This window comes from Salinibacillus xinjiangensis (genome assembly GCF_009649735.1).
Classification (GTDB): Bacteria; Bacillota; Bacilli; order Bacillales; family Alkalibacillaceae; genus Salinibacillus; species Salinibacillus xinjiangensis.
Genome location: NZ_WJNH01000021.1, coordinates 26,407 through 38,984 on the forward strand (window position 1 = coordinate 26,407; position 12,578 = coordinate 38,984).

Annotated in this window: 12 protein-coding genes; all 12 read right to left on the reverse strand. The window is 37.4% G+C overall.

Translation table 11 applies throughout. From position 1 onward, the window contains the following. Nucleotides 1-67: 67 nt before the first annotated feature. Nucleotides 68-382: a thioredoxin gene (trxA, locus tag GH754_RS19150; protein WP_153730254.1), complete on the reverse strand. Its 315-nt coding sequence runs from the start codon at nucleotides 380-382 to the stop codon at nucleotides 68-70. A gap of 187 nt (nucleotides 383-569) precedes the next feature. Further along, on the reverse strand, nucleotides 570-1,550 hold the full coding sequence (locus GH754_RS19155) for an electron transfer flavoprotein subunit alpha/FixB family protein (RefSeq protein WP_153730255.1): 981 nt from the start codon (nucleotides 1,548-1,550) through the stop codon (nucleotides 570-572). A gap of 34 nt (nucleotides 1,551-1,584) precedes the next feature. Further along, the gene (locus GH754_RS19160) at nucleotides 1,585-2,358 is read right to left on the reverse strand and encodes an electron transfer flavoprotein subunit beta/FixA family protein (RefSeq protein ID WP_153730256.1); all 774 of its coding nucleotides are present in this window, start codon (nucleotides 2,356-2,358) and stop codon (nucleotides 1,585-1,587) included. An 18-nt stretch (nucleotides 2,359-2,376) separates the two neighbouring features. Beyond that, on the reverse strand, nucleotides 2,377-3,150 hold the full coding sequence (locus GH754_RS19165; protein WP_323742118.1) for an enoyl-CoA hydratase: 774 nt from the start codon (nucleotides 3,148-3,150) through the stop codon (nucleotides 2,377-2,379). A gap of 20 nt (nucleotides 3,151-3,170) precedes the next feature. Then, a complete protein-coding gene (locus tag GH754_RS19170) occupies nucleotides 3,171-3,752 on the reverse strand; it encodes a TetR/AcrR family transcriptional regulator (RefSeq protein WP_153730257.1) in 582 nt (193 codons plus the stop codon). 184 nt (nucleotides 3,753-3,936) lie between these two features. Next, entirely contained in the window at nucleotides 3,937-5,637 is a 1,701-nt protein-coding gene (locus GH754_RS19175) for a long-chain-fatty-acid--CoA ligase (protein ID WP_153730258.1), read from the reverse strand. Between the two features lie 264 nt (nucleotides 5,638-5,901). Then, a complete protein-coding gene (locus GH754_RS19180; RefSeq protein WP_153730259.1) occupies nucleotides 5,902-6,312 on the reverse strand; it encodes a DUF350 domain-containing protein in 411 nt (136 codons plus the stop codon). A 21-nt stretch (nucleotides 6,313-6,333) separates the two neighbouring features. After that, nucleotides 6,334-8,688, reverse strand: coding sequence for an endonuclease MutS2 (locus GH754_RS19185; RefSeq protein ID WP_153730260.1), 2,355 nt, complete (start codon nucleotides 8,686-8,688; stop codon nucleotides 6,334-6,336). A gap of 16 nt (nucleotides 8,689-8,704) precedes the next feature. Continuing rightward, nucleotides 8,705-10,426 (reverse strand): DNA polymerase/3'-5' exonuclease PolX, encoded by a 1,722-nt coding sequence (gene polX, locus GH754_RS19190; protein WP_153730261.1) that lies wholly within the window; start codon nucleotides 10,424-10,426, stop codon nucleotides 8,705-8,707. Between the two features lie 83 nt (nucleotides 10,427-10,509). Then, entirely contained in the window at nucleotides 10,510-11,067 is a 558-nt protein-coding gene (locus tag GH754_RS19195; protein WP_153730262.1) for a CvpA family protein, read from the reverse strand. Continuing rightward, the gene (zapA, locus tag GH754_RS19200) at nucleotides 11,060-11,332 is read right to left on the reverse strand and encodes a cell division protein ZapA (RefSeq protein WP_323742119.1); all 273 of its coding nucleotides are present in this window, start codon (nucleotides 11,330-11,332) and stop codon (nucleotides 11,060-11,062) included. Before zapA ends, GH754_RS19195 begins: the two co-directional genes overlap by 8 nt. Before the next feature lie 150 nt (nucleotides 11,333-11,482). Continuing rightward, complete coding sequence (locus tag GH754_RS19205; RefSeq protein ID WP_153730263.1) at nucleotides 11,483-12,328, reverse strand: hypothetical protein; 846 nt, start codon at nucleotides 12,326-12,328, stop codon at nucleotides 11,483-11,485. Between the last annotated feature and the right edge of the window lie 250 nt (nucleotides 12,329-12,578).

Genomic DNA, 12,578 nt, shown 5'->3' on the forward strand with positions numbered 1-12,578 from the left:
GCCTGTAACAAAAAAACCCTTGCCAACGATTGGACAAGGGAATTTTTCTTTATTTATTAGAAATTGCTTAAGCGTGTTTATTTACAAGTTCAGCTAGTGCTTCTTTAGGTTGGAATCCAACAACTTGGTCAACTACTTCTCCATCTTTAAAGAGTAGCAATGTTGGGATACTCATAACACCATACTTTTGAGCTGTTTCTTGATTTTCATCAACATCTAATTTAATAATTTTAACTTTCTCAGAAAGTTCACTGTCCAAGTCTTCTAATACTGGTGCAATCATTTTACAAGGTCCACACCATGGTGCCCAAAAGTCTGCTAGCACAAGACCTTCAGAAGTTTCTTGATTGAAGTTTTGATCTGTTGCATGTGTAATTGCCATTTTTCATTCCTCCTATGCCAAAGCATATTTAATTATGAACTAAGTATAACATCATGGGCGGAACATATTCCAATAGTTTGTTTGAGCTTAATTTATCCGAGTTAACCGTATTCATGCATGGCGAATGAAACAAAGTGCCAGACCTCTCATGTGAGAATGTCTGGCACTTTTGAATAGAAGCTTCAATCTATGCGTTTACTTTCAAATTTTTAATTTCTTCTGTTAACTTTGGAACAACCTCAAATAAATCGCCTACAATTCCATAATCGGAAACGTTAAAGATGTTAGCTTCAGGGTCTTTGTTAATCGCGACAATAATTTTGGAGTTTGACATACCAGCTAAGTGTTGAATAGCGCCGGAAATTCCACATGCAATATATAGGTCAGGGGTTACAACCTTACCTGTTTGACCAATTTGAAGGGAATAATCGCAATAGTCTGCATCGCACGCTCCGCGAGAAGCCCCTACAGCTCCACCTAGTACATCAGCAAGCTCTTGTAGAGGTTCAAAGCCTTCCTTGCTCTTTACCCCACGACCACCAGCTACAATAACCTTAGCCTCAGAAAGGTCAACTCCTTCAGACGTTTTGCGCAAAATATCTTTAATAACCGTACGAATATCTTTAATATCTACTTCTTTAGCCGTTACATCACCACTACGACTGTCGTCACGATTAAGTGGGGCAATGTTGTTTGGACGAATGGTCGCAAAGATTAGTCCGTCTGTTACAATTTTCTTTTCAAAGGCTTTACCAGAGTAGATTGGTCTAGTAAAGACAACATTATCACCTGTTACCTCAATTTCTGTAACATCTGATATTAAACCGCTTTCAAGTTTGCTAGCAATTTTAGGTGTTAAATCCTTACCAGCAGCGGTATGTCCCATAACGATTCCATCTGGATTTTCATCATTGATAACAGCTAAAGCAGCTTGGGCATAGCCTTCTGATGTATAATTTTTTAAGCTATCGTGCTGTACTGTAATCGCACGATCTGCTCCATAATAAATCAGTTCTTTAGCAGCTTCCTCTAATCCTTCATTGCCAAAAACTGCTCCTACGATTTCCCCATCTTCATTAATTTTACGGGCAGCGGCAATAGCCTCAAAAGATACATTACGAAGTTCTCCGTCACGAACTTCACCAAACACGACGATTTTTTTACTCATTTCTATTCCCCTTTCCCTTTGGTGTTATATGAATTTATATCACTTTAGCTTCGTTGCGTAGTAAGCCTACAAGCTCATTTACTTGATCATCGATTTCGCCCTCTAGGATTTTACCCGCTTCTTTTTCAGGTGGTAAGAAGACATCAATGGTTTTCGTTTTTGGTTCTACATCGTCTTCATCTAAGTCAAGGTCATCAAGCTCTAGCTCTTCTAAAGGCTTTTTCTTTGCTTTCATGATACCTGGTAGAGAAGGATATCTAGGTTCGTTTAACCCTTGCTGACAAGTGACAAGAACAGGTGTTGAAACTTCAATCTTTTCAACATCCCCTTCTACGTCACGCTCAATTTTAGCTTTATCTCCATCAACCTCTAAATTTGTAATGGTCGTTACGCATGGGATATCAAGACTTTCAGCCAATCTCGGACCGATTTGTCCGCTTGCTTGGTCAATAGCCACATTACCGGCTAAAATCATGTCATACTCTTTATCCTCAAAGAATGCTTCAAGAATTTTCACCGTTGTAAACTGATCGCTTTCCTCCACATCATCTTCTACATTAATGAGGACAGATTTATCAGCACCCATGGCTAGAGCAGTACGCAATTGCTTTTCAGCGTCCTCCCCACCAATAGTGACAACGGTTATTTCTCCACCGTGTTCGTCGCGAAGTTGAATTGCCTCTTCAATCGCATATTCATCATAAGGATTAATAATAAATTCGGCACCCTCTTCGTCGATTCGACCATCCTCAATGACAATCTTTTCTTCTGTGTCAAAAGTTCTCTTCATTAGTACATAAATGTTCATGTGATAACCTCCCTAAGTTTAATGGTCTTTGAAATTAGGCTTTCTTTTTTCTATAAAGGCTTGGATACCTTCTTTGGCGTCTTCAGTTCCAAAAACATTACCAAATCTTTTTGCTTCCTCACTTACACCCGCTTGGAATTGTGAAGTATGAGCATAAGGGAGTAAATCCATAACTGCTTGAACAGATGGACCACTTTTATCAACGATTTTATTTACTAGATTCATTGTGAAATCTTCAAGTTCTTCCTCAGACACAGCATGATTCACCAAGCCCCACTCTTTACTTTCGACACCGCTTATCGGTTTTCCTGTTAAAATCATTTCATAACTTTTAGGTAATCCAACATAACGTGGTAATCGTTGTGTTCCAGCAAAGCCTGGAATGATGCCTAGCGTCAATTCAGGTAAGCCAAGCTTAGCATCCTTTGTTACAATTCTCATATGACAAGACATTGCCAGCTCTAAGCCACCGCCTAGTGCAGCTCCATGAATTGATGCGATAATCGGTACGTGAAATTTCTCCATTCGATTAAATAACTGCTGTCCTCGTTCAGCTAATGATGTGTAGTCATCTGCATCTTGTAAGCTAGTAAACTCTTTAATATCTGCACCTGCAGAGAAAAACTTTCCTTCTCCACGAATAACGATAGCCTTAATTTGAGGGGTCTCCTCAACCTCGTCTAAAACCTTTGAAAGCTCTACCAAAAGTCCTGTGGATAATGCGTTTGCAGGTGGACTAGTAAATGTAATTAGCCCAACTTTTTCTTCAACTTGGAATGTTAAATGATCCACCCCGTGTAGCCCCCTTACCTTTATTTTTTTATTCCATTAGTAATGAAATAATGAACATCACTTGCTTGTGCAATGAGGTCATACTTTTCTTCTTTCATCACCCAGTTGGTGACGACCTCATCCAGTGTTCCAAAAATCATCTGACGTACTAATGTGATATTGAGCTCCGAGTGGTATAATCCTTCTTCAACACCTTCATGGAGAATCTCATCTATGATAGCTATATACCCTTTTAGTACCTCATTTATTTGTAACCGTAAGTCCTTTTTAGATTGTCTTAGCTCAAGCTGAGTGACTACGGCTAAATGATGATCAACTGCTAATTGCCTAAAGTGCATTTCAATTAAGCTATATAGCTTTTCATTCGCATTTGACTTCTTTGCAATATCATCTTTTATTCTTTCTATAAATTGTCCCATCTTTTCTTGAAAGACCGAGACTAGGATATCCTCTTTGTTTTGGAAGTATAAATATATAGTACCATCTGCAACCCCTGCTTTTTTGGCAATTTTTGATACCTGTGATGCGTGATATCCATTTTCAGCTATAACTTCTACTGCGGCATCAATAATCTGTTTATATTTCGGTTTATTTTTCTTCATATGTGTTCTCCTTACTATGGATGGGGATGAATGTTTACTCACACATTTTACTATATTCATCCACATACACAAAACTGAATGAATAGTCATTCATTTATTTTATATTCTATCGGGAAAACATCCAAGTGTCAACCATATGAAGGGATTTATCTTGTCCAAATCAATGTTAAAAAAAGAGGAAGACTTAGCTTGATGTGTGGGCTTCTTGTTTTTGTTTTTCCTCATCAACCAATTTTCGGCGTAAAATCTTTCCAACCGCTGTTTTCGGAAGCTCATCTCTAAATTCATAGATACGTGGTACTTTGTAAGCGGCAAGGTTTTTTCTACAGAAAGCATTTAAATCCTTTTCTGTAGCCTCACTTCCATCCTTCAATACGACATATGCCTTAACTGTTTCCCCTCGATAGGGATCAGGTATTCCTGCTACCGCTGCTTCTAGTACTGCTTCATGCTCATAAAGCACTTCCTCAACTTCTCGTGGATAGATATTGTATCCACCAGCGATTATCATGTCCTTTTTCCGATCGACAATGTAGAAAAAGCCTTGATCGTCCATATATCCTATGTCTCCAGTTAAAAGCCAGCCATCTTTAAGTACTTGTTCGGTTTCCTCAGGTCTGTTCCAATACCCTTGCATAACTTGAGGGCCTTTGACTGCAAGCTCCCCTATTTCTCCAACCTCTAATTCTTCATGTGATTCCGTATCAAAAATCTTGGCATCTGTGTCTGGCCATGGAACTCCAATACTTCCATTGATTCGCTTATCCCATAAAAAGTTCGCATGAGTGACAGGAGAAGATTCCGTTAATCCATAACCTTCCACTAACTTTCCTCCAGTTTCTTTTTCAAACCTTTGCTGAACTTCAACCGGTAATGGGGCAGAACCACTTATACAGGCTTTAATAGAAGATAAATTATAATCTTTCAAATTGGGATGATTTAATAAACCAATATAAATTGTCGGTGCTCCTGGAAACAAAGTCGGCTTTTGTTTATCAATGGTTTTCAGCACTTCTTCTGCATCAAACTTTGGAAGTAAAATCATTTTCGTTGCCATCATAATGGATAAATTCATTACCGCTGTCATTCCGTATACGTGAAAAAATGGGAGTACAGCTAAGGTTATATCTTTCGCCTCTTCAATTTTGTACATCCATTTTTGTGACATTTGCGTATTGGCCACTAAATTATGGTGAGTTAACATGACGCCTTTCGGGAAGCCTGTTGTCCCACCTGTATATTGTAATAAGGCTAAATCCTTTTCTGGGTCCACATCCACTTCTTTTACTTTTCCACTAGCTTCTTTTAACACATTGGCAAGCTTATGAACCTGTCCGCCGTGACTAGGCTTCTCAAAGTCACCATATTCCTTCTTTTGTATAAAGGGATACAGCACATTTTTAGGAAATGGAAGGTAATCCTTGATCCCTGTTACCACAATGTGTTCAAGGTCAGTACTTTCCTTTACCTTCTTCACTCTAGGGTAAAGTACGTCTAAACAAATAATCATTTTAGCCCCAGAGTCCTTTAATTGGTAATCTAATTCTCGCTCGGTATATAAAGGATTCGTCTGTACAACTATTGCACCAGCCATTAGTGCAGCATAATATCCAATTACTGACTGAGGTGAGTTAGGTAGCATAATAGCGACCCTGTCACCTTTCTTCAATCCTAAGTCTTGAAGATAACTAGCAAGCTTTTTTGTTTGATCTAGTAGCTGTCTGAAGGTTAGTTCCTTCCCCATGAAGTGAAGCGCTTTCAAATCAGGGTGCTTATCTGCTGTTTCGTGAAGAAATTCATGTAGTGGCTTTTTATCATAGTCTATCGAATGTGGAATATCTGCTGGATAATGCTGATGCCATAATTTGCTTGCCCCCTCAACCATTGCATAACCTCCTTATAATTTCTTTAACCCTATTATATACATAATACACAAAAATTTAAAATAGTGCGACAAAAAAGAAAGCGGATGGGCCTTGGTCAATGCTCAAATCGAAAAATAACTAGGTTCATAGAGCCATGATCCATAAACCTAGTTACTTAGTTCTCAATATTATGCCGAAACCATATAAATGACCCCAACGGCCAAAAAGATAAAAGCTACAATCATTAATACAATAGCTAATGTTCTCATTAATGCTGCCTCTCCTTAAATTATATTCGCACCAATTACAAAAGATAACCCAACCGATATAATCAATGCAATAAATCCAACTGCTCGGTTATCATTTTCGATTTCTTCATCGATTTTAAACGTCGGGGTTAAAAATTCAAAAATAAAATATCCAATAAGGAGTAGTAAAAAACCATAAATTCCCCAGCCGATACTCTCCACAAGGGAGTCATTGTGTTCAATTGAAAAACGAAAAATATTAGCTATACCAAACATTTTGCCGCCTGTAGCCATGGCTACGGAAAAATTTCCTTTATGGATTTGTTGCCAGTTGTTGTACTTTGTAACGAGCTCAAAAATAGCCATAAAAACAATTAAACACAAAATGACCACACTGAAGCTTGCCGCTGTTTCCACATAGGGATTTTCCCAAAAATTTTGCCACATAAGTTTCCCTCCTCATCCATCCTATCCTAATTCAAGGATGGTGACTCCTGACCCACCTTCATTCATGCTCCCCATTCGATGACCAGAAATCGAACGATGGCGCTCAGCAAATTTTTGTACACCTTTTCTTAAAGCACCTGTTCCTTTTCCATGGATAATAGATACCTGATGATAGCCAGCTAATAATGCATCATCTACATACTTCTCCAGTTGAATTAAGGCATCCTCGTATCGTTCTCCCCGTAAATCCAATTCCGTTTTGACGTGGAAAGATTTCCCTTTAACCTTTGCTAAAGGTTTTTCTTCTTTAACGGGTTCAGGCCGATTGATAAAGATTAAGTTATCGGCTTTTGCTTTCACTTTCATAATGCCTAGCTGCACTTGAAATTCTTTTTCACTTATTTTCTCTACGATATGACCCTGTTGATTTAAAGAACGAACCTTTACTTCATCGCCAGGTTGCAGGTTTTCGGTATTATTTTGAACCGCAGATGTTTTATTCTTTTCCTCACCTGTTAAATTCAAGCCAGCTTCTTCTAATTGTTTTTTCGCATCTATGATTTCATGCTCTTTTACTTCCGCATTCTGTTTCATGTTACGTAATCGGTCCACAATTTCAGCAGCTTCACGTTTCGCTTTTTCTAATTCCTTATTCGCCTTTTCTTCCGCTTTCTTTAACAATTTCTCCTTTTGCTGTTCCAATTGATTCCATTTGTTATTCAGATCGTGATGGAGCTTTGACGCTTGTTCTAAAATAACCTCAGCTTGCTCATAATCCTCATCAGCTTTCTTGCGGGACTCTTCTAATGAGGCAATCATATTCTCTACACTTTGGGAATCCTGACCTGTTAAGGATTGTGCTTTGTGTATAATTTCTTCTTGAAGACCGAGTCGCCTGGAAATTTCAAAAGCATTACTTCGACCTGGGACTCCCAATAATAAACGGTAGGTAGGACGTAGTGTCTTGACATCAAATTCTACAGAGGCATTTACCACTTCTTCTCTATTGAACCCATATGCTTTTAGCTCAGGATAATGGGTTGTCGCAATGACTCTAGCCTGTTTTTCTACAACCTGATCTAAAATTGCCATTGCTAAAGCGGCCCCTTCCTGAGGGTCCGTTCCAGCTCCTAGCTCATCAAATAACACTAGTGTTTTTTCATGAACCCCTTGTAGGATATTTACAATATTAGTCATATGAGATGAAAACGTACTTAAGCTCTGCTCGATTGATTGTTCATCCCCAATATCAGCAAAAACGTCATCAAATACAGAGAGTTCACAACCATCTAACGCAGGGATTTGTAATCCAGCTTGAGCCATAATGGTGCAGAGACCAATCATTTTTAAGGTGACCGTCTTACCTCCAGTATTTGGACCTGTAATGACAATCGCTGTAAAATCCTTGCCAATTTCGACATCATTAGGGACCACTTCACCTTCATTTATCAAGGGATGACGGGCTTGTTTCATTTTTATAATTCCCTGATCATTCATTGATGGTTTGGCTGCCTTCATGTCTTTCCCAAATTTAGCTTTTGCAACCATAAAGTCTATTTTCTCTAATATTTGAACATTTTGATTGATAAACTCTTTATCCTGAGCAATCTGTGCGGAAAGCTCTTGTAGTATCTTCTCAATCTCTCTTGATTCTTCTACCTTTGCAGCTTGTAGATTATTATTAGCTTCTACAACAGATTGTGGCTCAATAAATAAAGTTTGCCCTGATGCGGACTGGTCATGAACAATACCGCCAAAGGAGCCTCGATATTCTTGTTTTACCGGTAATACGTAGCGATCGTTACGAATCGTGACAATTGCATCAGACAGCATTTTACTCTTCGTTTTCGTGTATTGTTCTAATCGGTCCCGCACGGTATTTTCATAGGTCCTAATGCGTGAACGAATGGAACGAAGCTTGTCGGATGCGCCATCCATCACATGACCATGGTCATCAATACACGATTTTATATTACGCTCAAGTTCATTTAAAAGGACAATCTGGTCGGTTAAATCACGTAGAATGGGAATAGAAAGCTCTTCATCATCAATATCCAATATAAACTGCTTAAGTACCTTTCCTGCACGTATGGTACTTGCTACATCAAGACATTCAAAGGAAGTTAAAACTCCTCCAATGCTTGCTCGTTTGACGTTAGCACGAATATCAAATATGCCTCCTAAGGGGATATGACCCTTGATTCGTAGTACTTGAGTAGCCTCGTCAGTTTCTTCCTGCCATTTTTTCACTACTTCTAAATCTCCTGATGGCTGTAGCTTTAAAACTTGTTCCTTCCCTAAGGACGAGCCAGCATATCCTAGTAATTGTTCTTTTATTTTGTCAAATTCTAGTACCTTTAACACTCTTTCATTCATAACTTCAATTGCTCCTTTAATCTTTTCCGTTTGTCATAAAGTGGGCTAATTGCTCCTTTGACCAAGTATTTAGAACTGTATTTGGTGTTAGTTTTCCTTTTCGACCAAAGCTTACCCCTATGTCCATATCCTCTAACATGTTGTAGTTATGGGCATCTGTATTAATAGCAATCTTGACTCCTTCCTCTTGAGCCTTCATCAGCCATTTCCAGGATAAATCTAGTCGATTCGGATTCGCATTTAACTCGAGTGCTGTATTGGTTTTTTTTGCATAGTGAATTAACTCCTCATAGTCTACTTCATATCCATCACGTTTTCCAATTAATCGTCCTGTTGGGTGGGCAATTAAGTTGACATGAGGACTATCCATTGCGTTTTTCAATCGTTGCATAATTTTTTCTTTAGATTGTGTAAAGCTTGAATGTATGGAGGCAATAACAAAATCCATTTCACTTAAAAAGTCATCAGTAAAGTCTAAGGTGCCGTCTGGCAAAATGTCCATTTCAATACCTGCAAAGACATGGATATCAGAAAACTTTTCGTTAACTCTGTTAATCTCCTCACGCTGCTTTCGTAATCTATCCTCATTCAATCCGTTCGCTACACGTAAAAATTTGGAGTGATCGGTTATTGCAATATATTCATAGCCCTTTTCACGAGCCCGAATTACCATTTCTTCTAATGATTGAGCTCCATCACTCCAAGTGGTATGCATGTGTAAATCGCCACGAATATCCTCTTTTGTAATCAGATGAAATGGTTGATTGGCATCATCTACTTCACCTGTATTTTCCCGCAGCTCCGGTGGGATATAGTTTAAGCCAAAGTGGTTAAAAAAATCTTTTTCACTTGAAAACGTAAGGGTCTCACCTGTATCTAAATTTTCTACCCCGTATTCACTAATTTTTTCATTCTGTTCCTTAGCTATTTGCCTCATGGCTACATTGTGGTCTTTAGAACCTGTGAAGTGATGGAGGGTTGTAGCGAATTCATTAGGTTGAACTAGGCGAAAGTCAACCGATACATCATATCCTTCACTAAAAATCACTGTGACCTTGGTTGTTCCGGCTGCTTCAACATGCTGAATCCCTTCTAAATTTAGAAGCTGCTCTTTCACATCTTCCGGTTGGTCAGTCGCAATAATAAAGTCTAAATCTTTAATGGTTTCTTTTAATCTACGGATACTTCCGGCACGAGAAAATTTGGTTACATTTTTAAGGCCAGCTAATTGCTGTTCAATCTTTTCGGCAATTGGCAACATAAACACTATCGGCAAACGCTCTGGTCGTTTTTCGTGATCTTCTAATGATTTTAAAATTTTCTCAGCCGTTTTCTTTCCAAATCCACTAAGTTGTTCAACTTGTCCACTTTCACAAGCCTCTTTTAGCGAAACAGCATCTGTTACGTTTAATTCCTGATAGAGCTTAGCTAGCTTTTTTCCACCTAGTCCTTGTAAATCTAACAAAGGAATAAGACCAGCAGGTACATCCTCTTCAAGCTGACGGAGTGTATCTGAATAACCGTCCTCTATGTATTCTTGGATAACAGCGGCGGTTCCCTTGCCGATTCCTTTCATTTTGGTAAAATCATCTATTTCTGATAATGACCGCTCATCTGTCTCCAAAGCTTGAGCTGCCTTACGATATGCTGAAATTTTGAAAGGATTTTCTGCCTTTAATTCTAAATACACAGCAATTTGTTCCAATAATTTGATTACTTGTTTTTTATTCACCATCATGAACATCACCTACTATTATTTTCTACCAATTTTCTTTTCTTACTAATACATTTGCGGACTCTAAAGAAAAAACTTCTCTCAAATTAGGAGAAGTTTTTTAAGGCTTCAGATATATTGCTAAACCACAAGTCTTTAATTTGATCAGATAATAATGGAGTATGCTCAATCATAAATTGAGCGATGCTAGAATCATTTACATATCCTTGGATAAAATCAATTGGAATTAGTGCGGAGAAATATATAATGACAAACAGGATAAAATAAGTTTCTAAAAAACCTAAAATAGCTCCTAGTATTCCATTAAAACTATTTAAAATAGGTAGATCTGCAATAAAATCAAGCATGTTAGCTACAATTTGCAGCACAATTTTCACCGCAAAAAAGATTATGACAAAAGCAATCCCATTATAAAAAGCTGTCTCCAGAGGTAAGGATTGGAATAAGGCACCGAATCCTTCTTCACCAAAGTCTGGATATGGAATCCACATAGTTAAAATAGGAGATAGATTATCATAATATAAAACCGAAATAATGAAGGCAATGATAAAGCCTGTTAAATGAAGGACCTGCATGATAAAGCCACGTTTTAGGCCTATAAGAAGTCCAATCAGTAAAATCACTAGTAGAACCAAGTCAGCCATTTTTTCTACGTTCCCCTCTTCGCATTTGTTCAATCAATGATGTATATTCTTCATCTATCTTTACATAATCATTCATAGCATTCACAGCCGTTAATACCGCTAATTTAGCTGTATCAAGGCTAGGATTTGCTTCTTGAATTTCTCTCATTTTTTCATCTACCATACTAGCAATCACTTGCATATGATGAGGATGTTCTTCCCCTACAATGGTATATTTACGATTATAAATATGTACAGTGGTTTTGTTTTTATTTGATTGAGACACTTATTAAGCCCCCTTACAATACATCCTAAAAAACATATTAACATGATTATGTACAATTTGGAAATCAAAAATGCAATGTAATATAAATGATAACTTTATATTATATCTAATTTCCATATAAAAAGGAGTAGAATTTGAATCAATCTACCCCTATTTTAAATCCTTATAAATATATTTATAAAACAATTTGGTCATGCCAATTAATACCATATGATTGATTGGGTTTATCCGATAAAAGGAACGGTGGGCTTTAACTAGTTTTAGTCTTACTAACAGTAAATCAAGGCCTAATGACCACCCAAAAGCGGCTAAAGCTCCCCTCCAAGAGTCATTCATCTTGATAAACAATGAGTTCGGTATAGAGATAAGCACACAATAAAACGCTTTGATCGCAAAATGCTCCTTCCACGAAAAGAACCGCCCAAAACCTAATCGAAATTTTCGTATGAAGGTAAGTGCTAGACTGTAGTTTGTTACACTAAACAATGTCATAAAAAATAGTGACAGATATTGTACAATGCTATTTTTCTTTTTTAATAAGTAAAACCATTGATCATTTAGAAAAAAGAAAATAGTAATAAATATCGCTGTATATCGCGTTTTCCACCATCTATTATAAAAAATTTTAAGGGATAAAAAAATCCTTTCGACCAATATAAAATATGTGCTAAATAAAAGCTTAATTTTCCAGTTCGCTTTATTTACGTTCATAAAGACAGCTGTAAAAGGTACAAAGATGGCTTGAGACAAGGCCGCTCCGAAAATGTTGTCATGATACGAAATTTTGAATATTCTCGGTTTATAACGGTAAGCTGCAAATATATTTAATACAATAAATTCAAAAAAATAGGCCATTCCTATACTGGAAATTAGTAGCACAAAAGTTTGTTTTTTGTTTTTACTTTTGATAAAGGCATAAATGATAAGGATGGTATGGAAGATGGATAATATTAAATAAGGTTTGGTTTGTTTTCGAATACCCCTTTTTTGCAACATAAAATACCTACTCATCCCCTTAATTACTTGTTAGTTTTAGTATTCATATTTGAGTAGGAAATCATACCATTTTACGAAACGCTCATTTTTAAAAGAATGGTGTTTGACTTAAAAGATATAAAATGCGACGTAATTAGCTTTCTTTAATGTTCCTTAAGTTGTTCTGATGAATATTGAGTGCATGCAAACCGTTCCGGCAGAATACTCCGCTTTCCATGGGCACGGCCTCAGCCTCCTCGGAAGCAAAGAC

Bases quoted from the DNA above. Each gene is read 5' to 3' on its own strand.
- GH754_RS19160 (WP_153730256.1), bottom strand. From the start codon at position 2,358: ATGAACATTTATGTACTAATGAAGAGAACTTTTGACACAGAAGAAAAG.
- GH754_RS19175 (WP_153730258.1), bottom strand. From the start codon at position 5,637: ATGGTTGAGGGGGCAAGCAAATTATGGCATCAGCATTATCCAGCAGAT.
- GH754_RS19155 (WP_153730255.1), bottom strand. From the start codon at position 1,550: ATGAGTAAAAAAATCGTCGTGTTTGGTGAAGTTCGTGACGGAGAACTT.
- GH754_RS19195 (WP_153730262.1), bottom strand. From the start codon at position 11,067: ATGGCTGACTTGGTTCTACTAGTGATTTTACTGATTGGACTTCTTATA.
- GH754_RS19185 (WP_153730260.1), bottom strand. From the start codon at position 8,688: ATGAATGAAAGAGTGTTAAAGGTACTAGAATTTGACAAAATAAAAGAA.
- GH754_RS19180 (WP_153730259.1), bottom strand. From the start codon at position 6,312: ATGTGGCAAAATTTTTGGGAAAATCCCTATGTGGAAACAGCGGCAAGC.
- GH754_RS19205 (WP_153730263.1), bottom strand. From the start codon at position 12,328: ATGTTGCAAAAAAGGGGTATTCGAAAACAAACCAAACCTTATTTAATA.
- polX (WP_153730261.1), bottom strand. From the start codon at position 10,426: ATGATGGTGAATAAAAAACAAGTAATCAAATTATTGGAACAAATTGCT.
- GH754_RS19170 (WP_153730257.1), bottom strand. From the start codon at position 3,752: ATGAAGAAAAATAAACCGAAATATAAACAGATTATTGATGCCGCAGTA.
- trxA (WP_153730254.1), bottom strand. From the start codon at position 382: ATGGCAATTACACATGCAACAGATCAAAACTTCAATCAAGAAACTTCT.